At 67.3% G+C, this 23,335-nt stretch carries 21 protein-coding genes; 10 read left to right on the forward strand and 11 right to left on the reverse strand.

Annotated elements, in window-relative coordinates; genetic code table 11:
• Positions 1-145: 145 nt before the first annotated feature.
• Together RT456_RS09000 and RT456_RS09005 are read right to left on the reverse strand one after the other, a co-directional pair.
• Entirely contained in the window at positions 146-1,099 is a 954-nt protein-coding gene (locus RT456_RS09000; RefSeq protein ID WP_313345613.1) for a sodium:calcium antiporter, read from the reverse strand.
• Between the two features lie 63 nt (positions 1,100-1,162).
• Positions 1,163-1,786 carry a hypothetical protein gene (locus RT456_RS09005; RefSeq protein WP_313345371.1) on the reverse strand — a complete coding sequence of 208 codons (624 nt, stop codon included), beginning with the start codon at positions 1,784-1,786 and terminating at the stop codon, positions 1,163-1,165.
• Between the two features lie 131 nt (positions 1,787-1,917).
• Here RT456_RS09005 and RT456_RS09010 point away from each other — a divergent pair, with 131 nt between their 5' ends.
• Positions 1,918-2,436 carry a hypothetical protein gene (locus RT456_RS09010; protein ID WP_313345374.1) on the forward strand — a complete coding sequence of 173 codons (519 nt, stop codon included), beginning with the start codon at positions 1,918-1,920 and terminating at the stop codon, positions 2,434-2,436.
• 22 nt (positions 2,437-2,458) lie between these two features.
• On the opposite strand, the gene hmgA is transcribed toward RT456_RS09010, so the two are convergent.
• The gene (gene hmgA, locus RT456_RS09015; protein WP_313345377.1) at positions 2,459-3,760 is read right to left on the reverse strand and encodes a homogentisate 1,2-dioxygenase; all 1,302 of its coding nucleotides are present in this window, start codon (positions 3,758-3,760) and stop codon (positions 2,459-2,461) included.
• A 47-nt stretch (positions 3,761-3,807) separates the two neighbouring features.
• Positions 3,808-4,923 (reverse strand): 4-hydroxyphenylpyruvate dioxygenase, encoded by a 1,116-nt coding sequence (gene hppD / locus RT456_RS09020; protein ID WP_313345380.1) that lies wholly within the window; start codon positions 4,921-4,923, stop codon positions 3,808-3,810.
• A gap of 130 nt (positions 4,924-5,053) precedes the next feature.
• On the opposite strand from hppD, the gene RT456_RS09025 reads away from it, so the two are divergent.
• Positions 5,054-5,545, forward strand: coding sequence for a MarR family winged helix-turn-helix transcriptional regulator (locus RT456_RS09025; protein WP_313345383.1), 492 nt, complete (start codon positions 5,054-5,056; stop codon positions 5,543-5,545).
• A gap of 68 nt (positions 5,546-5,613) precedes the next feature.
• Here the strand turns inward: RT456_RS09025 and RT456_RS09030 are convergent, their stop codons facing one another.
• Positions 5,614-6,744, reverse strand: coding sequence for a hypothetical protein (locus RT456_RS09030; protein ID WP_313345386.1), 1,131 nt, complete (start codon positions 6,742-6,744; stop codon positions 5,614-5,616).
• 229 nt (positions 6,745-6,973) lie between these two features.
• On the opposite strand from RT456_RS09030, the gene RT456_RS09035 reads away from it, so the two are divergent.
• Positions 6,974-7,378: a DUF6795 domain-containing protein gene (locus RT456_RS09035; RefSeq protein WP_313345389.1), complete on the forward strand. Its 405-nt coding sequence runs from the start codon at positions 6,974-6,976 to the stop codon at positions 7,376-7,378.
• Positions 7,379-7,414: 36 nt separating this feature from the next.
• On the opposite strand, the gene RT456_RS09040 is transcribed toward RT456_RS09035, so the two are convergent.
• From RT456_RS09040 to RT456_RS09050, 3 genes are all read right to left on the reverse strand, one after another.
• A complete protein-coding gene (locus tag RT456_RS09040; protein ID WP_313345392.1) occupies positions 7,415-8,023 on the reverse strand; it encodes a thioredoxin family protein in 609 nt (202 codons plus the stop codon).
• An 8-nt stretch (positions 8,024-8,031) separates the two neighbouring features.
• Positions 8,032-9,534: an oligopeptide:H+ symporter gene (locus RT456_RS09045; RefSeq protein WP_313345395.1), complete on the reverse strand. Its 1,503-nt coding sequence runs from the start codon at positions 9,532-9,534 to the stop codon at positions 8,032-8,034.
• Between the two features lie 242 nt (positions 9,535-9,776).
• Positions 9,777-10,655, reverse strand: a complete 879-nt coding sequence (locus tag RT456_RS09050) for a tryptophan 2,3-dioxygenase family protein (protein WP_313345398.1) — start codon at positions 10,653-10,655, stop codon at positions 9,777-9,779.
• Between the two features lie 333 nt (positions 10,656-10,988).
• Here RT456_RS09050 and pdhA point away from each other — a divergent pair, with 333 nt between their 5' ends.
• The 4 genes from pdhA to RT456_RS09070 are packed head-to-tail and all read left to right on the forward strand — an operon-like array spanning position 10,989 to position 14,892.
• Positions 10,989-12,071 (forward strand): pyruvate dehydrogenase (acetyl-transferring) E1 component subunit alpha, encoded by a 1,083-nt coding sequence (pdhA, locus tag RT456_RS09055; protein WP_313345400.1) that lies wholly within the window; start codon positions 10,989-10,991, stop codon positions 12,069-12,071.
• Entirely contained in the window at positions 12,064-13,131 is a 1,068-nt protein-coding gene (locus RT456_RS09060; protein ID WP_313345403.1) for an alpha-ketoacid dehydrogenase subunit beta, read from the forward strand. The genes pdhA and RT456_RS09060 overlap by 8 nt, the downstream gene beginning before the upstream one ends.
• Position 13,132: 1 nt before the next feature.
• Positions 13,133-13,486, forward strand: coding sequence for an SH3 domain-containing protein (locus RT456_RS09065; RefSeq protein ID WP_313345406.1), 354 nt, complete (start codon positions 13,133-13,135; stop codon positions 13,484-13,486).
• Complete coding sequence (locus RT456_RS09070) at positions 13,483-14,892, forward strand: dihydrolipoamide acetyltransferase family protein (protein WP_313345408.1); 1,410 nt, start codon at positions 13,483-13,485, stop codon at positions 14,890-14,892. The genes RT456_RS09065 and RT456_RS09070 overlap by 4 nt, the downstream gene beginning before the upstream one ends.
• A gap of 88 nt (positions 14,893-14,980) precedes the next feature.
• On the opposite strand, the gene RT456_RS09075 is transcribed toward RT456_RS09070, so the two are convergent.
• Together RT456_RS09075 and RT456_RS09080 are read right to left on the reverse strand one after the other, a co-directional pair.
• Entirely contained in the window at positions 14,981-15,607 is a 627-nt protein-coding gene (locus tag RT456_RS09075; RefSeq protein WP_313345410.1) for a hypothetical protein, read from the reverse strand.
• A gap of 226 nt (positions 15,608-15,833) precedes the next feature.
• Complete coding sequence (locus tag RT456_RS09080) at positions 15,834-16,466, reverse strand: NAD(P)H-binding protein (RefSeq protein WP_313345413.1); 633 nt, start codon at positions 16,464-16,466, stop codon at positions 15,834-15,836.
• 136 nt (positions 16,467-16,602) lie between these two features.
• Here RT456_RS09080 and RT456_RS09085 point away from each other — a divergent pair, with 136 nt between their 5' ends.
• A complete protein-coding gene (locus tag RT456_RS09085; RefSeq protein WP_313345415.1) occupies positions 16,603-18,150 on the forward strand; it encodes a GGDEF domain-containing protein in 1,548 nt (515 codons plus the stop codon).
• Between the two features lie 63 nt (positions 18,151-18,213).
• Here RT456_RS09085 and RT456_RS09090 read toward each other — a convergent pair whose 3' ends face one another.
• Positions 18,214-19,155 carry a DUF808 domain-containing protein gene (locus RT456_RS09090; RefSeq protein ID WP_313345417.1) on the reverse strand — a complete coding sequence of 314 codons (942 nt, stop codon included), beginning with the start codon at positions 19,153-19,155 and terminating at the stop codon, positions 18,214-18,216.
• 179 nt (positions 19,156-19,334) lie between these two features.
• Here RT456_RS09090 and RT456_RS09095 point away from each other — a divergent pair, with 179 nt between their 5' ends.
• Positions 19,335-20,975, forward strand: a complete 1,641-nt coding sequence (locus RT456_RS09095) for an AarF/UbiB family protein (protein WP_313345615.1) — start codon at positions 19,335-19,337, stop codon at positions 20,973-20,975.
• A 227-nt stretch (positions 20,976-21,202) separates the two neighbouring features.
• Positions 21,203-23,305: a phosphoglycerol transferase I gene (locus RT456_RS09100; protein ID WP_313345420.1), complete on the forward strand. Its 2,103-nt coding sequence runs from the start codon at positions 21,203-21,205 to the stop codon at positions 23,303-23,305.
• The last annotated feature ends 30 nt before the right edge of the window (positions 23,306-23,335 follow it).

Consider the following 23,335-nt stretch of genomic DNA (forward strand, 5'->3'; position numbering starts at 1 on the left):
GCGCCACGCCCTGCGTGACTGCTCTTCGTTCCGGCGCTGCGAAGCCACGCAGGGCGTGGCTCTACACATCTTCCGGCGCTGCGCAGCCACGCAGGGAGTGGCTCTACACATCTTCCGGCACCGCGAAGACACGCATGGCGTGTCTCTACCCGATGAGAGCCAGCTCCAGCACTACCCAAGCCACGAACGCCACCAGCAGGATGCCACCCTCGCGGCGGCTGATGGTCAGGTCGCCACGCAGCATCGGGTACAGCACCAGCACGAAGGCGATCGCGGCCGGCAGTTCCAGCTTCACGAACGACCCGGGCAGCGTCAGCGGGCGCAGCACGGCCATGCCGCCCACCACCACCAGCAGGTTGAACAGGCTGGAGCCGATCACGTGGCCCAGCACCATGTCGCCCTGGCCACGGCGCGCGGCCATGATCGCCGCCGCCACTTCCGGCAGCGCCGTGCCGATCGCCACGGGCAACAAACCCACCAGCACCGGCGACCAACCCAGACCGGCCCCCATCACCGGCGCGGCCGCCACGATCCAGCGCGCGCCGTAGTACAGGCACACCCCCGCGAACAGCACGCGCAGGACATTGAGAAACAGTCCGGTGCGCGTCATCGCGTAACCCGCAATGGCCTCGCGCACCGGCTCGGCTTCGCGCCTCGCGCTGCGCAGCAGGAACACCACGGTGGCAACGAAGCCCAGCAACAACAGGCCGCCTTCCCAGCGCGTGACCACACCGTCCAGGCCGAACACGATCAGCGCCAGGCTGGCCACGGCCAGCACCACCAGCAGCGGTGACAGCAGCCGCGCCCGCACCAGCAGCGGTGCCGCCAGCGCCGCCATGCCCAGGGTCAGGCCCACGTTGACGATGTTGCTGCCCACCGCGTTGCCCAGCGCCAGTTCTTCAGCGCCCACCACGAAGGCACGGCCATTGACCACCAGCTCCGGCAGCGACGTACCGAAGGCGACCAGCAACAGGCCGGCCACGAACGGCGATGCCCCGAAGCGCTGGGCCAACCCGGAGGCGGCCTTGACGATCGAGTCGCCCCCCAGTGCAAGCAGCAGCAGGCCAAGCAGGAACCAGGCAGTGGCAGTGATCATCAGGCGTTCCCCAGGGTGGCGTGGCCCGATTCTAGGGCCACTGCAGGTTCAGCGGGCAAACCCGGCTCAGGAGCAGCCTTCCACGTAGTCCACCTGCGGGGTCTTGCCGACCCGCCAGGCGGTGACGTTGCCGTCGCCGTTGATCTCGAAGTTGACCAGCGCCCCACCCTCGGTGGCCGGTCGCACGCGCAGGTTGTGGCCGCGCTCGTCATACTTGTGCGGCGTGAGGTCGCCGCGGTCGGGATACAGGGTCTGCAGCTGCCCCAGCGACATGCCGACCTTGCCGCCGCCCGGCGCCACGGTGCGGTCGTTGCGGACGTCATAGCGCACCAGGCGCTTGCCCTCGATCATCAGGATCACGTCCTCGGCCTGCGCGCCCTGCGGACGCAGCGCGTGACAGTAGTCGTCGGGCACGTCGCCCTGCAGCGGTGCCTTCCACGCGGCGCGAACCTGGTCCAGCGTGCTGCCCAGGGTCAGCGGACCGTACCCGTCCAGGCGCGCCGGCCCCTGTGCGGCAGGATCGGCGGCCTGCGGAGCGGCTGTTGCGGTCCCTGCTGCTGCCGGTGCCGGTGCGGGAGTGGATTCAGGCACCGCGGCCTCCGCATCGGTGGAGGGGGTCTCCGGCGCCCGCCCGCACCCCGCCAGCGCCAGTGCCACGCCCAACGCCATAACGCTTCCAAGCTGCTTCATAGGTTCGTCCTCCGGTCAGTGGCCGCAGGCTAGCGTGGCGGGCGTGCAGCCGGTGCATGCAGCCGGGGTCTGTCATCAGCGTTACACCTGTAGCGATCAGGCTCGGCCTGCACCGCTTCGACCCCACGCCCATGCAACCGCGCAAGACCGACCTCGCCCACGACGCCCTGCAGGCCCACCGTGCGCCGCTGGACATGCGCCAACGGCGCCTGCTGATCCTGTGCGACGGCCAGCGCGACCTGGCCCAGCTCACCGCCATGATCGGGCCGGAAGCATCGGCGATGGTGATCCAGCTGATCCAGGCCGGCTACCTGGTCTCCACCGCGCCGACACCGGTGACCGCTCCCGTCGCCGCCGCAGCGGCGGTCAGCGCCCCCCCGGCCGAACGGCGCCGCTCGCTGGTGGCCGCACGCATCTACCTGCTCGGCATCCTCGAAATGCAGCGGCACCCGCAGGCCGCCGCGCTGCTGTACACGCTGCAGCAGGCGCGCAGCGACGTGCAGGTGGTGGCGGCGCTGCGCGGTGCACTGGAGGCCCTGCCCGGGCTGACCTCCGCCGGCTACTGCGAGCGGGTACGGCAGCGGCTGTTCGAAGTGCTGCCCGAGACGCATCTGGCACAGCTGGAGCAGGCCGGCGCCGTGGCCGGCTGACGCCGCGGTGGGTACGGAGGCATCAGGCCCGGAAGTGCTTCTTCAGCCCCTGCCAGCAGTGCTGGTAACTGCGCTGGCGGTGCGCGGCGTCCATCGCCTGCGCGGCAGGACGGATCACGCCGCGGGTCTCGAACATGAAGGCCATGGTGTCCTTGATCACGTCGGGCCGGCTCAGGTCCGCCGCCGACGCCTTCTCGAACGTTGCCGCATCGGGGCCGTGGCCACTCATGCTGTTGTGCAGTGATGCGCCGCCGGGCACGAAGCCCTCGGCCTTTGCGTCGTACGCGCCGTGGATGAGGCCCATGAACTCGCTGGCGATGTTGCGGTGGAACCACGGCGGCCGGAACGTATCCTGCGCCACCAGCCAGCGTGGCGGGAAGATCGCAAAGTCCATGTTGCTGGTGCCCGGGGTGTCGCTGGGCGAATGCAGCACCAGGAAGATCGACGGATCCGGGTGGTCGTGGCTGATCGAACCGATGGTGTTGAAACGGCGCAGGTCATAGCGGTACGGCGCATAGTTGCCGTGCCAGGCCACCACATCCAGCGGTGAATGGTCGATGTCGGCGCGCCAGAGCTGGCCCTGGAACTTGGCGATCAGCTCGAAGGCGCCGTCAACGTCCTCGTACGCCGCGTGCGGTGTTTCGAAGTCACGCGGGTTGGCCAGGCCGTTGGAGCCGATCGGGCCGAGGTCGGGCAGCTTGAGCAGCGCCCCGAAGTTTTCGCAGACATACCCGCGGGCCTGTCCGTCGGGCAGCTCCACGCGGAAACGCACGCCACGCGGAATCACCGCGATCTGCTGCGGCTCGATGTCGATCACACCGAACTCGGTGAGCAGCCGCAAGCGTCCCAGCTGCGGCACGATCAGCAGTTCGCCGTCGGCGTCGTAGAAGTAGCGCCCCTGCATGTCCGCCGTGGCCGCATACAGATGGATGCCAACGCCGCCATGGGCATCGGGTGAACCGTTGCCCCCCATCGTATACAGCCCATCGACGAAATCGGTGGGCACGGTGGGCAGCGGCAACGGGTCCCAGCGCAGCTGGTTGGGCGACACCGCGCCCTGCGCGAAGTCGCCGTGCAGCCGTGGCTGCGCGTAGGGCTGGAACTCCCCATGCGTCACCGCCGGACGTATCCGGTAGACCCAGCTGCGCCGGTTGCTGCCGCGCGGCGCGGTGAACGCCGTGCCCGACAACTGCTCGGCATACAGGCCATGCGCCACCTGCTGCGGCGAGTTGCGGCCTACCGGCAGCGCGCCGGCAACCGCTTCGGTCGCGAACTCGTTGCCAAAGCCGGTCTGGTAACCGCGGGGTTCGATGGAGGTGGGCATGGTCTGGCTCTCAGGGTGCCGGACGACGCCGGCGCACGTGGTGGACGTTACAGCACGCCGCGCTTGATCTGGTCGCGCTCGATGCTCTCGAACAGCGCGGTGAAGTTGCCTTCGCCGAAGCCTTCGTTGCCCTTGCGCTGGATGATCTCGAAGAAGATCGGCCCGATGCAGTTGGTGGTGAAGATCTGCAGCAGTTTGCGCTGCTTGGTCTCCGGGTCGGCATCGATCAGGATCTTGTTCTTCGCCAGGCGCGCAACGTCTTCGCCGTGGCCCGGCACGCGCATGTCGATCACGTCGAAGTAGGTATCGGGCGTATCCAGGAATTCCACGCCCTGTGCACGCATCGCCTCGACGGTGTCGTAGATGTTTTCGGTGAAGCAGGCGATGTGCTGGATGCCCTCGCCCTTGTACGCATCCAGGTATTCGTTGATCTGACTCTTGGGATCGGACGATTCGTTCAGCGGAATGCGCACGATGCCGTCCGGCGCGGTCATCGCCTTGGACACCAGGCCGGTCTTGAGGCCCTTGATGTCGAAGTAGCGGATCTCGCGGAAGTTGAACAGGCGCTCGTAGTAGTCCGACCACTGCTGCATGTTGCCGAAGTACAGGTTGTGCGTCAGGTGGTCGATGAAGGTCAGGCCGAACCCGGTCGGACGCGGGTCGACGCCTTCAATCGGGGCATAGTCGGTGTCGAACATGCTGCCGTTGGCGCCATAGGTGTCCACCAGGTACAGCATGCAGTCGCCGATGCCCTTGATGACCGGCGCCGGCACGGCCTTGGATTCGGGCTTGAAGTCGATCGGCTCGGCGCCGTTGCCCAGCGCCATCTGGAACACCTCGTCACCGGGCTTCTGGAAGCGGATGGCGAAGCCACAGGCGCACGGTCCGTGCTTTTCGGCGAAATCCGACGCGAACGAATCAGGCTCTTCGTTGACCAGGAAGTTGACGTCGCCCTGGCGGTAGACAGTGATCGCGCGCTGCTTGTGGCGCAGCACAGCGGTGAAGCCCATCTTGCGGAAGTAGGCATGCAGTTCGGCGCCACGACCGGCCGGCGCGGCGAATTCGACGAATTCGAACCCATCGATTCCCATCGGGTTCTCGAAGGTGGTGACCTGCATGCCCGGGTTGGGGGCGTGCGACGCGGTGCTGGGCTGGCTGCTCATGACATGGCTCCAAAGCGGCCCACCCCCGGAAAAAAACCAGGTGCGGGCGGAAGGCAGACCCGCGAGAATGCGGGGTCCGGAAAGAAGGGTTATAGTTTCACATGAAACCACCATCAAGGTGCACCGCAGCATGAGCCCGCCCGATCCCAGCAGCCACAGCATCCGCGCGTCGCACGCCCTGCTCGATCTGGAGCAGTTCCTGCCGTACCGGCTCAGCGTCTTGTCCAACCGGGTCAGCGGCAACATCGCCAAGCTGTACGGCGACCGGTACGGACTGGCCATCCCCGAATGGCGGGTGATCACCATCCTGGCGCTGTACCCGGGCTCCTCGGCCAGCGAGGTCTCCGACCGCACGGCCATGGACAAGGTCGCAGTCAGCCGGGCCGTGGCCAGACTGCTCGAACGCGGCTTCATCAAGCGTGAAACCCATGGCGACGACCGCCGCCGTTCGGTGCTGGCGCTGTCGGCGGCCGGTTTCGAGGTCTACGAGACCATCGCCCCGCTGGTGATCGAGATCACCCGCAAGCTGATGTCGGTGCTCAGCGAGGAAGAGGAACAGCTGCTGGAAACGCTGATCCTGCGCCTGGCCGGCGAAGGCCTGCAGAAGATGGACGAGGGCTGAGCGGAGCACGTACCGGGCAACGCCTGGTACCTGCTGCGGGTGGGTGACGACCGTTGGTCGTCACACATTCAACTGAGGTGTTTCCGACGCGCATGCACCCACGGTGCCGCCAGGGCGCCGATGGCACCGGCCGCCAGCCCCAATGACGCCGCCACCGCAGCGGCTTCCAGCGCGCCCGGCAGGGCCAACGCCGCGATGACCAGCAGGGCGGCCGGCAACGCGATGAAGGTGGCCAGGAAGTAGCGCCAGCGCGGTGCCCAGGTGCCCACCTGGAGCAGGCTTACCGGCATCCAGGTCTCGCCGGAGGCGTCCTGTGCCACCTTGGCCGCCACCTTGACCAGGTCCACCTCCACCGGCCCCTTGCCGGCCCGTACCGTGGCCAGCATCTGCGCCACGTCGTCCACCGGCGGGTAGGAGCCCGGCCAGGCCACGGGCGCGGCGACGCCATAGGCGGTGAGCAGCGGCAGGCTGAGCCAGGGCGCCAGCAGCGGGCGCAGCTTGCGCCGGTCCAGCACGCACCAGACCTGCGCGACGCCATGCGCCACCACGCTGTACAAGGCCAGCTGGCCCGGTTCCGGGTAGGGCAGCAGGTGCACGCGGGCGGCCATGCTGTCGTACCCCATGTGGCGCAGGAAGCCGGGGCGGGTGCGGCCCTCGTGGGCCCACGCCAGGCCGAGGGCGCCGATCAGATACGCCTCGGCGGGGTCCTTCACTCCGGCGCTGGCGCGGTCATCGCTGGCCAGGAAGAACGCCAGCGACTTGGGTTCGGCCACGTCGTTGTGGTCCCAGCGGCCGTTGTCGCCCAGCACGTGCCGCAGCGGCAGGCGCGCGGGCGCGGTTTCGGCCTTGGCCGCGTTCTGCAGGAACGGCAGCACCGCCAGCACGAAGGACTGCAGGTCCACCGCACGGCTGCCACTGCCCTGCCACTCGGCGGGCAACAGCCCGGTCAGCGCCGGGTTGCGCGCCAGCGCATCCAGCTGCGCCTTCTGTTCGACCAGCCTCTGCACCGCCGCCTTCAGCAGCACGTTGTCCGGCACCGCCACCAGCGGCAGACGGTAGTGGATGCTGCCCGCGGCCGGCGCGTTGGCGGCGTCCAGCGCGCCGTTGTCGTCCAGCAGCGCGTCGACCGGCGGCAGGCTCACGCCCGTCGGTGCATCAAGGGTGGTTTCGGCGGTACTGTCACTGGTGCCCGTCTGCATGCGTGTCGATCCGTCGGTTGTGCGCCACGAACAGCGCGGCATGAGGTCCTTGGAGATAGCGGCAGTGCCGCGCGGAAGTTGAGGGGGCGGGTTCCGCTCGCGAGGCCAATGATGCGACCATGGCCGCTTGACCAGGGAGGCAGGCAACAGGATGTTCGCAATCACCAAACGGATGCGGTGCACGTGCGTCTGCCTGCTGCTGGCAGGACTTCTCACACCAGGATGGGCGATGGCTTTTTCGAAGACGCTGTATCTGTTTTCCGAGGTGCAGGGCACGGTGCTGTTGAACGGCCAACCGGTGCAGGGGGTGGAGGTCGAACAGGACTACCACTGGCGCTGGGGCGACCTGAAACGCACCCACACCGTGACGACAGACGCGCAGGGGCGTTTCCACTTTCCCGAAGCAACCGGCAGGTCGTGGACGGCCGGCCTGATTCCGCACGAGCCGGTCATCGTCCAGCGCATCACGCTGCGATACCAGGGCAAGGAGCACAAGGGCTGGTTCCTGGCCAAGCACAACTACGACCGGCTGGGCGAGGTAGAGGGACGACCGTTGCGGTTCGTCTGCCACCTCGAGCGCGAGGCGGGCCCGCATCCGGAGACGGAGACGTTTGGCAGCTGTGAGCTGGTGTAAAAAAAATGCCGCGATGATCGCGGCATTTTCGTTCCATCACGGCGCCTTGGCGGGCGCCCAGTCCTTCATGAAAGCGAAGAACCGCTCGCGGTTGTAGCCCTTCGGCTGGCCCTTGTCGGCCTCCAGCTCGCCGGTGAACTGCGACTGCAGCAATTTGCCTTGTGCGTCGAGCACGAACAGGTGCGGGTAGCCCTTGATCTGCGGGAACTGCGCCAGGAACGCCGCGTTCTCGTTGTCCTCGCTGTAGTTCACCTTCATCCACACGTAATTGGCATCGCGGAAGCTGCGGATCTCCGCATCGCCCTCGATGAAGGCGTCCAGCAGGTGGCACCACGAGCACCACTCACCGCCCACGTCCAGCACGATGCGCTTGCCGCCGCGCTGGGCCTCGACCTTGGCCGTGGCCAGGTCCGCGACCGGATCGCGGGCCGGGTCGAACTGCGCGTTGAGCCCCGCGACCGCAGCGACATCCGCCGCGGCCGGGGTGTTGCCCGAGGCCACCGGCTGGCCGGGATCGGCCACCGGTGGCTTCTGCTCGGTGGTGTCCAGCGGCTGCGCAGGCGCGGCGGTGGGCGCCGGGGAGGGCGAGCAGGCGCACAACAGGCCGGCCACCATCATCGAGGAACACCACGTCTTCATGCGCATCGCCGACCTCACTTGACGCCGTGCATCAGCTTGTTGATCAACGGGGCGATCAGGAACAGCACCGCGCCCGAACCAATCAGCGCCCAGAAGCCGAAGGTGTAGCCCTTCAGCGCGGACTCGACGGTCATGCCACTTTCGCCGCTCACCGCGCCGGCAAAAATGCCCGACAGGTTGTTGCCGATGCCGGTGGACAGGAACCAGCCCCCCATGCCGAAGCCGACCAGGCGCACCGGGGCCAGCTTGGTCACCATCGACAGGCCGATCGGCGACAGGCACAGCTCACCGACCGACTGGATCACGTAGACCATGAACAGCGTCCAGAACGGGATCTTGCCGTCCACGACCATGGAGGACAGCGCCAGCATCAGCAGTGCGAAGGCCGCGCCGTTGAACAGCAGGCCCAGGCCGAACTTGCGCGGGATGGACGGATTGGCACGACCCAGCTTGATCCAGGTCCAGGCCACGATCGGGGCCAGCGCGATGATGGCGACCGAGTTCACCGACTGGAACCACGCGGTCGGGAAGGTCCAGCCACCGAGGTTGCGGTTGACGATGTTGTCGGCCAGGAAGGTGAAGGAGCTGCCGGCCTGTTCGAAGAACATCCAGAACATCACGTTGAAGGCGAAGATGATCAGCATGGCGATCACACGATCGCGCTGCACTTTGCCCTCGCGGATGCCTTCCACCAGCAGCAGCACGCCCAGCGCCACGAACAGCACCCCGAGGATCCAGGCCAGCGCGGTGGCGCCGGTGGACAGCAGGAAATAGGCAACCGGAATGGCGACCAGCGAACCGACGAACACCATCACCACGCGGCCCATGCCTTCGCCGCCGGCCGGCGGCGCACCGATCCCCTTCAGGCCAGCGCGGCCGATGTAGAACCACACCAGGCTGAGCAGCATGCCGATGCCCGATGCGATGAACACCATCTTGTAGGACGGCATCGCCTCGGTACCGAAGACCTTCTCGGCCAGGAACTGGGTGAGCACCGGGGCGATCATCGCGCCGACGTTGATGCCCATGTAGAAGATGGTGAAGCCCGAATCGCGGCGCTCATCCTTCAGGCCGTACAGCTTGCCGACCATGGTGGAAATGTTCGGCTTGAACAGGCCGTTGCCGATGATGATCGTGGCCAGGCCGAATTCGAACACCTCCTTGTTGGGCATGGCCACCATGAACAGGCCGGCGGCCATGATCACCGCGCCGGTCAGGATCGAGCGTTGATAGCCCAGCACCCGGTCGGCGACATAGCCACCGAAGATGGCGGCGGCGTACACCAGCGCCAGGTAGGCGCCGTAGGTGCGGCTGGCGGCCGCTTGGCCGGCCGAATCGCCATCGAAGAACTGGGCCACGATGTACAGCACCAGCGCCCAGCGGATCCCGTAGAACGCGAAGCGCTCCCAGAACTCGGTCATGAACAGCATCCACAGCGGGCGCGGATGGCCCAGCGTGGTCTTGAACTCCGGCAGCGCCGGATCGGGAACGGATTTCGCGGCGGCGTCTACGCTCATGCGGGATTCCTGGGTTCGGTGGAAGACATGCACGTCCGATGTGCGAGACAACGCGGGAGAATCCCAGAACAACGGCGTTCACGTCAAATACACACCGATGGCCGCCGCTGGCGGCACGGTCGCTGAACTTGCATCTGAAACTGCCCGCCTGCCCCGCCAGCGCAGTAACGGCGGGGCCTGCCGCACCCTAAGGCGGATGCCGGGGTAAAACATGAATAGGCCAGCCCCGGCGTACCGCCGGATCAGGCGTCCGGCGGCATCGGGTCGTCGTTGCGGATCGTGGTGCGCACCTGGAACAGCTCCGGGAAGAACGTCAGCTCCAGCGCCTGGCGCAGGAACCCCACCCCGCTGGAGCCGCCGGTACCGCGCTTGAAGCCGATCACCCGCATCACCGTTCGCATGTGGCGGAAGCGCCACAGCTGGAAGGCGGTCTCCAGGTCCACCAGGTCCTCGCACAGCGAGTACTCGCGCCAGAAGCGGTCGGTGTTCTGGTAGATCCGCTCGAACACCGGGTGCAGGGCGTCGTCGGCCACGTGCGGCAGCTGCCAGTCGCGGGCCTGGTACCCGGCCGGAATGGGATGGCCAAAGCGCGCCAGGTAGCGCAGGAACTCCTCGTACAGGCTGGGCGCGTCCAGCACCTGCTGCAGCTGCGCCTGGCCGGCCGGGTCGTGCGAGAACACCTGAAGCATCTGGGCGTTCTTGTTGCCCAGCAGGAACTCGATGTAGCGGTACTGCAGCGACTGGAAGCCCGACGACGGGCCCAGCACGTCGCGGAAGCCCATGTATTCGGACGGGGTCAGGGTCTCCAGCACCGACCACTGCTCGGTCAGCTGGCGCAGCACCTGCTTGCTGCGCGCCAGCACCTTGCGGCACTGCCAGACCTCGTCGCGCTGCAGGAACCCGATCGCCGCACGCAGCTCATGGGCAAGCAGCTTCAGCCACAGCTCCGAGGTCTGGTGCTGGATGATGAAGAGCATCTCGTCGTGGTGCGGCGGGTTGGACAGCGGCTGCTGCGCCGAGAGCAGCTGGTCCAGCCGCAGGTAGCCGCCATACGTCAGGCGCCCCTCCAGGTCGGTGTGGATACCGGCTTCGAGGTCGCGTTGGTTCTTGTCGACAGACATGGCGGGGACCGCTTGAGGGGGTCAAAGGGTAGCGCAGAGCATGCGCTCCCGGGCGACCGGGTCCATGCGCCGGCGTCTGGTGGCGGCACGCGCCGGGTTTCTGCGCGCCCCGGCCAGCGACCCGGCGTCGCACCCCCGCCTGTCCAGCACCCGCTCATGCCCCGTTGGGGCAACTGAATACGTTGCAGGTATTGGCATTTCCGGCCCCGGAGGCGTATACCGGCAGCCTGTCCACCGGGACACTTGCTGCGCCGCAGGACGGCTTTTTCGTACGCCTTCCTTAACATGGCAATTCATATCATTTGTAACTTCCTGTCGAAGGTGCAGTACGCAATGACGGTTGCCGCTGAGTTCAAGATCGAATATCTCCAGTACCTGGACACGGACGGCACGCTCGTCCGCGATGACCTGCCTGAAGCCCTGCGCGATCCGCGCGCCCTGCTGCCGATGTTCAAGCAGATGCTGTTCGTGCGCGTGTTCGACGGCAAGTCGATCGCGCTGCAGCGCACCGGCAAGCTGGGGACCTACGCGGCCTGCCTGGGCCACGAAGCCGCGCACGTGGGCATCGGTGCCTCGATGCAGAAGGACGACGTGTTCGCACCCTCCTACCGCGAGTACGGCGCGATGTTCATGCGTGGCGTACGCCCGCGTGACGTGCTGATGTACTGGGGCGGCGATGAGCGCGGCAACGACTACGGTGGCAATGCCGCCAAGGACTTCCCGTTCTGCGTGCCGATTTCCACCCAGTGCCTGCATGCCGCCGGTGCCGCGCTGAAGTTCAAGCTCAACCAGGAGAAGCAGATCGCCGTGGCCGTCTGTGGCGACGGTGGCAGCTCCAAGACCGACTTCTATGCGGCGCTCAACTCGGCCGGTGCCTACAAGCTCCCGCTGATCCTGTGCATCGTGAACAACGGCTGGGCCATCTCGGTGCCCCGCTCGGCCCAGACCGGTGCCGAGACGCTGGCGCAGAAGGGCCTGGCCGGTGGCCTGTTCTGCCTGCAGGTGGACGGCAACGACCTGATCGCGGTGATGGCCGCCATGCTGCAGGCGCGCGAGCGCGCGCTGGCCGGCGACGGCGGTACCGTGCTGGAACTGATGACCTACCGCCTGTCCGACCACACCACCGCCGACGACGCGCGCCGCTACCGCGACGACGCCGAAGTGAAGGACGCGTGGCAGCGCGAGCCCATGCTGCGCCTGCGCAAGTACCTCACCAATGCGGGCGTGTGGAGCGAAGAAGAAGAAGCCGCGTGGACCGTCGAGTGCGGCAAGCGCGTGGACGAGGAAGTGAACCTGTACCTCAACACCCCGGTGCAGCCGGTCGAGGCGATGTTCGACTTCCTGTATGCCGATCCGCCGCAGGACCTGCTGGCCCAGCGTGCGCAGGCGATCGCCCTGGAGCAGCGCCATGGATGAGATCAAGAACGGCGCGGCCAGCGCACAGACCAATGCCGCCGACAGCGCCGCCATCGCGCGCGGAGAAGAAACCATGACCACCACCCCGATCACCCTCATCGAAGCCATCACCCAGGCGCTGGCCTGGGAGCTGGAGCACGACAAGTCGGTGCTGGTGCTGGGCGAGGACGTGGGCGTCAACGGCGGCGTGTTCCGCGCCACCGCCGGCCTGCAGCAGCGCTTCGGCGCCGACCGCATCCTGGACACCCCGCTGGATGAAACCACCATTGCCGGCCTGACCATCGGGCTGGCCGCGCAGGGCATGAAGCCGGTCGCCGAAGCGCAGTTCGACGGCTTCATGTACCCGATGGTCGACCACATCATCTGCCATGCCGCGCGCCTGCGTTACCGCACCCGTGGCCGCCTGCACTGCCCGATGGTGCTGCGCGTGCCGTGGGGCGGCGGCATCCGCGCCCCGGAGCACCACAGCGAGGCCAACGAGTCGATCTTCACCAACGTGCCGGGCCTGCGGGTAGTGCTGCCGTCCTCGCCGCAGCGTGCCTATGGCCTTCTGCTGGCCGCGATCCGCGAGCCGGATCCGGTGATCTACATGGAGCCCAAGCGCATCTACCGCCAGTACAAGGAAGTCGTCGTCAATGACGGCGAAGCCCTGCCGCTGGACGTGTGCTTCGTGCTGCGCGATGGCACCGACGTGACCCTGGTGACCTGGGGCGCGCAGGTGAAGGAAGCGCTGGAAGCGGCCGACAAGCTGGCCGGCGAAGGCATCAGTGCCGAAGTGATCGACGTGGCCACGCTGCGCCCGCTCGACTTCGCCACCATCGCCGAATCGGTGGCCAAGACCGGCCGCTGCGTGATCGTGCAGGAGGCCCCCAAGACCGCGGGCTTCGGCGCGGAGATCGCCGCACGCCTGGCCGAGGAGTCGCTGTACGACCTGCTGGCACCGGTCGAGCGCGTCACCGGCTATGACACCCACATTCCGCTGTTCCGCCTGGAAATGAAGTACCTGCCAAGCGTGGACCGGATCGTCAGCGCGGCCAAACGCGCGGTGGCGGCGGGCTGACATGCGGGCCCGTCTTCTAGGCCCGTACCGCAGCCAGTATCCCAACCCGCTCCGGTTCCGCACCGGCCAGATCGTCGAACTGGGTGTTCGTGACGAGGAATGGCCGGCGTTTGCCTGGGTACGCACCGATGACGGGCGTGCCGGCTGGGCACCGGTAGCGTGGTTGCAGCGGTTGGACGAGGGTCGCGCAGAGGCACTGCGCGACTACGACGCCCGCGAACTGGATGTGGACAGCGGCGAACTGGTCAAACTGCATCATGAACACGGCGGCTGGTGGTGGTCCGAACGCGCGAACGGCGCGACGGGTTGGCTGCCGGCCCGCGATCTCGAACTGCTGGAAGAGAACTGCACATGAGTGAGAACAAGAATTTCCACCTGCCCGACCTCGGCGAAGGCCTGCCCGACGCCACCATCGTCGAGTGGTTCGTCAAGGAAGGCGACGTGATCACGCTGGACGAGCCGCTGGTCTCGATGGAGACCGCGAAGGCCGTGGTCGAAGTGCCCTCGCCGTTCTCCGGCAAGGTACTGAAGCTGGCCGGCGGCGCCGGCGACATCATTCCCACCGGCAGCGTGCTGGCCCAGTTCGAACTGGACCCGAACCTGCCGCAGCGCGCCGATGGCCAGGACACCGGCCACAGCCACGGCCATGCCGCCCCGGCGCCGACGCCCAGCACCGGGCAGACCGCCGCGGCCCAGCCGGACAAGGTCGTGGCCTCCGATGACGGCGGCGAGATCGCCAAGCCCGTCGCCGAACGCGATGACGCCGGCACCGTGGTCGGCGCGATGCAGAGCTCCAACGCCGTGCATGCCGAACAGGCGGTGGCGGTGGGCGGAGTGAAGGCCGTACCGGCCGTGCGCGCCACCGCGCGCAAGCTCGGCGTGGACCTCACCCGCGTGCGTGCCACCGGCAGCGATGGCGCAGTGACCATGGCCGACGTCAAGCAGGCCGCCGCCGATGGCAGCGCGAAGGTCGGCGCTGCGCCGGCAGCGGTTGCCGCTGCACCTGTTGCAGCCGCTGCCCCCGTGGCCGCTGCTGCGCCGGTGGCCCGTACCGCCGACGCCCGGGCGCCGTTGTCGGCCGCTGGCAAGCCGATGCGCACCCAGCCGCCCGGCGTGGTCGCCAAGGGCCAGCCGGAACCGCTGAAGGGCGTGCGTCGCAACATGGCGCGGGTGATGGCCGACGCGCACAGCAAGGTCGTGCCGACCACGCTGAACGACGATGCCGACATCCACGCCTGGGTGCCGGGCAACGACGTCACCGCCCGCCTGGTGCGTGCCATCGTGGTCGGCTGCCAGAAGGTGCCCGCCTTGAATGCGTGGTTCGACGGTGACGCGCTGACCCGTACGCTGCACGCGCACGTGGACGTGGGCATTGCCGTGGACACCGACGACGGCCTGTTCGTGCCCGCCCTGCGCAACGCCGACGTGCTCGATGCGCGTGGCATCCGCGAGGGCGTCAACCGCCTGCGTGAGCAGGTCGAATCGCGTGCGATCGCGGCGTCCGAACTCAGCGGCTACACCATCTCGCTGTCCAACTTCGGCATGTTCGCCGGCCGCTACGCGACCCCGGTCGTGGTGCCGCCGTGCGTGGCCATCGTCGGTGCCGGCCGTGCCCGCCACCAGATGACCCCGGTGATGGGCGGCGTGGAAGCGCACAAGGTGATTCCGCTGTCGGTCACGTTCGACCACCGCGCCGCCACCGGCGGCGAAGCCGCACGCTTCCTGCGCGCGATGCTGGATGACCTGGCGCTGGCCGTGTAGGTGTCGACCGTTGGTCGGCACGCCGATTGATGTAGCAACAACGGCCACCTCACGGTGGCCGTTGTTCGTTGAGCATCGGGCGGTGATGCTAGGGATTGGTGCAGCACACCCCACAACCGCAGCATTTCGTCGGCTTGTTGCCACAGCAGGTCAGCGTTTGGCCCGCGTCACCGCTGTCACTGCTACACAGCCGACCGCAACACGTATGGTTGGCGACTCCCGGCATCGAGGCAGGGTTGGCACTGTTCTCCCCCTCGCAGGATCGCGAGAGCCCAAGGTGATCCGCAGAAGGCCACTCCAGCGCGTGTGAGATCAGCTCTACCGAGGCACCCGTTGTCTGTTGCCCGGTGGAACCTGCGTCGCCATTGGGGGTCAGCAGGATCACCCGATCCAGCAAGCGCGATCCCGATCCAACCGCCCCCCGCCACAGAACAACCTGCATTGCCGCCGCATCGGCAGACATGGCGTCTGAACGCTCCAGAATGTCCAGTTCAAGCGTGTATGCGTCCTGCTCAGTACCAATCGAGAGCTGGACCGGCCCCTCAGCTGTCATCTGTACCGACGGTGCCATCACCTCCCGGCCCTCATCCATGACACGCAACGACAGGTGATGAACACCTGGGCCGGAGCTCGACTCCGCCTGGGCCGGGCTGACTGCGCCCACCGCGAGCAGGAGGAAGGCACCCGCCATCATTCGCACGTACGTTCCGAGCATATGTGAATCCTCGCTTGTTCATGACAAGCAACGAGGCTAGAGATTCACAATCGTGCTCGTCTCTGGGAATCCTCCGAATCTGTGCTTGGGATTTCCCTAAGGCGTCTCGAGCTGGCCAAGGAGCCGGTAGAGCCACCCCATGGGTGGCTGCTCTTGGATCCGGGACCGCGCAGCCACGCAGGGCGTAGCTCTACCGGGGGTGTCGGGCCCGTGGAGCGGCCCGGCGTCAGACCAGCTCGGCGGATCCGATCACGTGCACACCCGGGCGCGGCACCAGCGCCGCGTCCACCATCGCGGCGGCGATGCGCCCGGCCGGATTGATCCGCCAGGCGCGTGGCAGCACCGGACCCAACGCGCCCAGTACCAGGCTGGCCAGGTGCTCGCCGGTGCGCCGCTTGGCACGTTCACCACCAATCAGCCCCGGCCGCACCAGCGTCAGCGAGGGATAGCCCAGCGCGCGCAGGTCCTGCTCGAGCCGACCCTTGACCTGGTTGTAGAAGAGCCGCGATCCGGCATCCGCACCCATCGCCGAATTCAGCACGAACGCATGCGCACCATGGGCCCTGGCCTGCCCGGCCACCCGCAGCGGGTAGTCGTGGTCGATGCGGGCGAAGGACTCGCGGCTGCCGGCCTGCTTGATCGTACTGCCCAGCGCGCAGATCACCGCGTCCACCGCCCACCAGGCGGCATCGGCCGGCAGCTGTTCGAAGTCCACGACCGGGTTGAGCAGGGCGGGGTTGGCCAGGCCCAACGCGCGCCGCGTCGGCGCTACCACCGCGTCGCAGCGCACGTCGTCGAGCAGCTGCTGCAGTACCTGCCCGCCGACCAGCCCGGTCGCGCCCACCAGCATCACCTTCATCGCATACTCCAGCCGTCGGTTTGCCTACCATCGTGGCACAGCGCCGGGTTCAAGCCGGCGACCGCGGCGCCGATACTGTTCCAACGCTTCCACCCGTCCGGCCGCCCTGGCCGGTGCCCCGCCCAGGACCCGCCGCATGAAGGACCCGCACGACGCTTCTCCCAGCCCCGGTACTGCCGTGGGCCGGCTCCTGTCGCGGCGACAGGCGGCCAGTACCGTCGTGGACGCGGTGGTGGAGGCTCCCGGCCCCAAGGGCGGCAGCAGCGCCATGCTGCAGCGTCTGTTTGCCGGGGCCGAGCAGCCCGAACCGCTGCTGGCCGCCTTCGCCCACGGCATGTCCACCCTGCCCGGCGAACTGGGCGACATGGGCCAGCGCCTGCAGTCGGCGCAGCGCAGCGCCGACTGGGTCAGCTATGGCCGCGCGATGCGCCAGCTGATCGACAAGTACATCCGCACCATCGAGCAGGACAGCCCCGATGGCCAGCCCGACAGCCTGCGCCTGCGCGAATTGCTGCGCCACACCCTCGGCGTCACCGTGGCCAGCCTGCTGCAGAACATGCCCGAGCTGAAGGACGAGCCGGTGCAGATCGCCGCCGAGCTGCGCCAGTGGCACCCGGGCCAGCCGCTGCAGCCGCTGGAACTGCGGCTGCGCGAGCTGACCCACCAGATCGGCGTGCGCAGCGATGGCTGGCAGGAACAGCAGGAACTGCTGCTGAGCCTGTTTGACCTGCTGCTGGACAACATCGGCGAGCTGCTGGACGACAGCAGCTGGCTGCACGGCCAGGTACATGCGGTACGGTCACTGATCAGCGGTCCGCTGGATCGGGATTCGGTGGAACAGGCACGCGCCAACCTGCGCGAGGTGATCTACAAGCAGGGACTGCTCAAGCAGGGCATCTCCGACTCCAAGGTCGCCATGAAGAGCCTGATGGGCGGCTTCATCGAGCGCCTGGATGGCATGGCGGTCAGCACCGGCGAGTACCACGACCGCATCAGCAGCTACGCGCTGGCCTTGAAAGAGGCGCGCAGCATCGCCGACCTCAACCAGCTGCTGCAGGATGTGCTGCAGGACACCGGGCGCGTGCAGGAACAGGCGCTGCAGGCGCGCGACCACCTGGGCAACGCGCGCCGCGAAGTCGAACAGGCGGAGGCGCGCATCGCCGTGCTGGAACAGGAACTGCGCGATGTGTCCGGGCTGGTCCGCACCGATCCGCTGACCGGGGCGCTCAACCGGCGCGGCTTCGACGAACTGCTCGACCGCGAACTGGCCCGCGCCACCCGGCACGGGCATCCGCTGGCGCTGGCGTTGCTGGACCTGGATGACTTCCACCAGACCAACAGCAGCTACGGCCACCCGGGTGGCGACGCCGTGCTGCGTCACCTGGTCACGGTGTGCCAGCTGCTGCTGCGCAGTACCGACACCATCGCCCGCATCGGTGGCGACGAGTTCGTGCTGCTCATGCCGGAAACCCCGGGCGCGGACAGCATGTCCACCCTGCTGCGGCTGCAACGCTCGCTGGCGCAGCGCCCGCTGCAGCTCGACGGACAGCGCGTACCGGTGCATTTCAGTGCGGGGTTGAGCCAGTGGGTGCCGGGGGAAGACGCCGAGACCCTGCTCAAGCGCGCCGACGCGGCGTTGTATGCGGCCAAGCGGGTGGGCAAGAACCGCGTACAGGCCGGGTAGAGCCACGCCCTGCGTGGTGGAAAGGCCGCCGCCGAACGAACGCCAGCCACGCAGGGCATGGCATCAATGCGCGGCGGGTTTCCCGCGCAGTTTCTGGAACCCGGTGACCGCTGCCAGCACCACCGCACCGGCGATCACGCCGACGACGAGGTTCGCGCCCGCTTCCACCAGCCAGCCCCACGGCGCCACCTTGCCGGCGAGGTCCAGCACGAGGTGATGCACCACCGGCACGTTGTGCACCAGGATGCCGCCGCCGACCAGGAACATGGCCAGGGTGCCCGCCACCGACAGGAACTTCATCAACCACGGTGCCGACACCAGCAGCCCGCGACCCACGGCGGCCAGCGCCGCGCCCTTGCGCGACAGATACAGACCCGCGTCATCCAGCTTCACGATGCCCGCCACCAGCCCGTAAACGAACACGGTCATCCCCAGCGCGATAACCACCAGCGCGGTGACCTGGTTGAGGAACGGCGCGGCCGCGACCACACCCAGCGACAGCACGATGATTTCGGCCGACAGGATGAAGTCGGTGCGGATCGCACCCTTCACCTTGTCCTTCTCCCACGCCACCATGTCGACCTTCTCGTCAGCCAGCGCCTTGACCCGCGCCGCCTTCTGCTGTTCGTCCTCTTCCTTCGAATGCAGGAACCGGTGCGCCAGCTTCTCCACGCCTTCGTAGCAGAGGAAGGCACCACCGATCATCATCAGCGGCACCACGATCGGCACCGGGTAGCCCTTGGCTTTCAGCCATGCTTCCAGCGCGCTGATCGCCAGCGCCGCCGGCACCAGGATCGCCTTGTTGACCAGCGAGCCCTTGGCCACCGCCCACACCACCGGCAATTCACGGTTGGCGTTGACCCCGGTCACCTGCTGCGCGTTCAGCGCCAGGTCGTCGCCGAGCACGCCGGCGGTCTTCTTGGCCGCCACCTTGGTCAATACCGAAACGTCATCGAGCAGGGCGGCGATATCGTCAAGCAACGCAAACAGGCTGGCACCGGCCATGGCATTCCAGAAATCAAGGGGAGGCGCCGATTCTGACCGATCCGGGCACGTTCGTGGAAGATCACCCGGGTTCACCGCTCCACCACCGGCCTGCGGCGACACTGCGGATCAGTCCCGCCCCGGAGCCCTGCTTGAATACCACGCCTGTCGTCCCTGGTTCGCCGTCGCTGGTCAAGGGCATGAACCGCCGCAGCCAGATCCTGCGCCTGCTGCTGCGCTACCGCCATTCCGGGGTGTTCTCGGGCATGAACCTGGACGCCCGCGCGATCCACGACCTGCCGCCGGAAGGCAACCCGGAGCAGTTCGTCACCGACCTGGAGTCGCTGGGGCCCACCTTCGTCAAGCTCGGGCAGATGCTTTCCACGCGCCCGGACATGGTGCCGGTGGAATTCGCCACCGCGCTGGAGCGCATGCAGGAGAAGGTGGCACCGATCCCGGTGGAGCGCATCTGCGCCATCATCGAACAGGAGCTCGGTGCGCCGGTGTCCAAGCTGTTCTCCAGCTTCGATCCGGTGCCACTGGGCTGTGCGTCCATCGCCCAGGTGCACCGCGCGCAGCTGCACGACGGCCGCGACGTGGCGGTCAAGGTGCAGAAGCCGGAAGTCGCGGCGCAGCTGCGCTCGGACCTGGAAGTACTGCGCAGCTTCGCCCTGGCCGCCGACCACCTGACCCAGGTGGGTCGTCGCGTACGCCTGCGCGACTGGCTCAACGAATTCGCCAAGACCTTGATGCAGGAGCTCGACTACCAGGCCGAGGCCGAAAACCTGCAGCGCTTCGGCCAGCATCTCAAGCCGTTCAAGCCGCTGTGGGTGCCGCAGCCGATCTGGGACTACTGCAGCCACCGCGTGCTGACCATGGAACTCGCACAGGGCGTGCGCGTGGACATGATTCCCGACGTGCGCCGCACCGAGGAACCGATGGCGCCGCTGGCCGCCGCGCTGATCCGCGGCTACATCGACCAGATCTTCGTGCATGGCGAAATCCACGCCGACCCCCATCCCGGCAACCTGCGTGTCACCCCTGAGGGCCGCCTGGCGATCTTCGACCTGGGAATGGTCGCGCACATGCCGCCGCGCCTGCGCGAGCGCCTCTTGAAGCTGTTGTTCGCCGCGGTGGATGGGCGCGGGGAGGAGGTGGCCGACGAGATCATCGGCATCAGCACGCGGCTGGAATCATTCGACGAGGAACGCTACCTGCGCGAGACCGGCCAGGTCATCGCGCGCTACGCCGCCAGCGGCACCTTCTCCGAGGGCCGCGTAGTGCTGGACCTGGTCCGCATCGCCACCGCCAGCGGCCTGCGTACACCGCCCGAGCTCAGCCTGCTCGGCAAGGCGCTGCTCAATCTGGAAACCGTGTGCCGGCTGCTCTCGCCGGATCTCGACACCCGGCGCATCGTCGAGAAACAGCTCCAGCACGTGATGCGTGCGCGCCTGAAGAAGTCGCTGTCGGCCGCCAACCTGGCGAGCGAGGCGATGGAGGTGCAGCAGCTGCTGCGCGAGGGCCCGCGCAAGATGTCCGACATCCTTGCGCTGCTGGCAGAGAACCGCCTGCAGATGAAAGTGACCGGGCTGGAGGAATCGCGGTTGATGGAAAACCTGCAGAAGATTGCCAACCGCGTGTCGGCCGGCATCGTCACCGCCGCGTTGATACTGGCGGCGGCGATGATGATGAAGGTCGATACCGGCTGGCATCTGTTCGGTTATCCGGCGATTGCGTTCACGTTGATGTTGATCGGCGTGGTGCTGGGACTGGGCATCATCCTCAGTGCGTTGATTTTCGATCGGCGGGCAGGTTCGAAGGAAGAGCGCGGGCACAGGTAACGACGCAACGCCGACGGTGTCGGCGTTGCGTCTTCACGCATGATTTACACCTTGAGGCGCGATGCGTTGTAGCGCACCACGTGTGTCGCGCAACAAACATTTCAGTCAGGTTCGTGCAGGCATGATCCAGTCATCGGTCTGTCATGCAGGTGTGGTTGGGCAGCCGGTCGGATGGGAATACGCATTCATGCGTCCATCACCACCTGTCTCCGCTGCCGATACCGCCTATGCTCTGGATCCTGCTGCTGTCGCTGTTGCTGCTCACCTGCCTGTTGCTCGCATCCGGTCGTTGGGTGTGGTGGAAGGCCAGCCTGATGTCGCTGCTGCTGTTGACGCTCAGTGCGTGGTGGTTGATCAACAAACTCTCCGGCGATGGCCTGAATGCGGCCACGCTGTATCACCTGGGCGCCGACATGGAAGGCGCAGGTGTCGCAGACTTCAAGGGCTATATCGCCGGCTTCATCGGGCTGGCGCTGCTGTCGCTGCTGCCGCTGCTGGCCCCCCGCATCAAACGCTGGCATCGCACGGCGCATGGCCGTGGTGTATTCGCCGGGTTCATGGCCATCTGGGTGCTCGCCATCGGCGCCAGCCCGCTCTACCGCGATGGCCACCGCCTGTACCAGCAGATGCGGCCGGTCGACTACAGCATGGTCGCACCGGAATACCGCGTGCCGCAGCAGCCGCTGCGCAAGCCACGCAACATCGTGTGGATCTACGGCGAAAGCCTGGAGCGCACCTACCTGGATGAAACCGCCTTCCCGGGCCTGATGCCCAACCTCAACCGCTTGGCCGCGCAGTCGCTGGATGTGCGCGGGCTGGTGTCGGCCGAGGGTGGTGGCTGGACCATCGCGGGGCTGGTGTCGTCGATGTGCGGCGTTCCGCTGACCACCGCCCAGGGCGACGAGAACAGCATGGACCGCATGGGCAGCTTCCTGCCTGAAGCGGTGTGCCTGGGCGACTATCTCAAGCAGCAGGGCTATACCAACCACTACATGGGCGGTGCCAACGGGTTGTTTGCCGGCAAGGGGCAGTTCCTGGCCACGCACGGCTTCGACGCGGTCGATGACCTGGCCTGGTTCAAGCAGCAGAAGATCGGACGCTCGCATTTCTCCACCTGGGGCGTGCACGACGACGTGCTGCTCGACAAGGCCTACGATCGATTCGTGCAGCTCTCCAAGGCGGGCCAGCCGTTCATGCTGACCACGCTGACGATGGACACCCACCATCCCGCCGGTCATCTGCCGGTGGCGTGCAAGCGCACCCGCTACACGAGCGAGTACGGCAACATCGGCCTGCTCAACGCGCTCAAGTGCACCGACGGGCTGATCTCCAAGCTGGTCGATCGCATCCAGGCCAGCCCGTATGGCGAAGACACGCTGATCGTGATCGCCTCCGATCACCTGGCCATGCCCAACGACCTGAGCCAGGTGCTGGCCAAGCAGACGCGCGAGAACCTGCTGCTCTTCCTTGGCAAGGACATCGCCCCGCGCCAGCTGACAGCCACCACCGGTTCCACCCTCGATTCCGGCGCAACGCTGCTGAGCCTGATCGAGCCGGGCATCGACGCCATCGGTTTCGGTCGCTCGCTGCTGCATCCGGAGCGTTCGAACAGCGCCAGCGCCGCCGCGTTCCGCGACGATGGCAAGGACTTCCCGCGCTACCTCGCCTTCTCGCGCTCGCTGTGGCTGGGCGACAAGACCCGGCAGCTGCGCATCGACGACGACAACCAGGTGGTGATCGGGCTGCAGCACGTGCAGCCGCCGGTGCTGCTGGAGTACGACAAGCAGTGGGAGCTGAAATCGGTCTACCTGGAGAACACCTCCAAGCAGTTCGACCAGGCCGACCCGACCAACACCCTGGCCTATGTGGATCGCTGCACGGCGTTCGAGGATGGCTCGGCCGATGGCGACTGGTGCGCCATGCTGGTCAACCGCGACAAGGGCATCAAGCTCTACCGCGACGATCAGCTGCGCCAGGGCTTCGCGGTGGATGCCCCGCTAGATCCGTTCAACGGCCCGCGCCCGAGCATCCGCCAGGCGCACATGATCACGCAGAAGGGTCGCCGGACCCGCGCGGGCCAGTACATGCTGCAGCTGGTGGCCAAGCAGTCGCCCGACCGGGGGTTCTGGATCGAAGCGGTGTCGTCCAAGCGCAAGGTGGTCGTTGCCCAGCAGTGGGTCCAGCCCGATGCCGAAGGCCGGATCAACGTGCCGTTCGGCCTGGACCACGAGGTGGATGATCTTGAGATCCGCGCGTGGTTGAACCATGCCGAGAAACTGGCGGTGGACAATGTCGCGCTGGTGCCATCGCGGCGCGGCAACAGAGGCTGATCACGACGCGGCGGGCATTGGCGTAGACAG

Source organism: Stenotrophomonas sp. (assembly GCF_032099025.1).
GTDB lineage: Bacteria > Pseudomonadota > Gammaproteobacteria > Xanthomonadales > Xanthomonadaceae > Stenotrophomonas.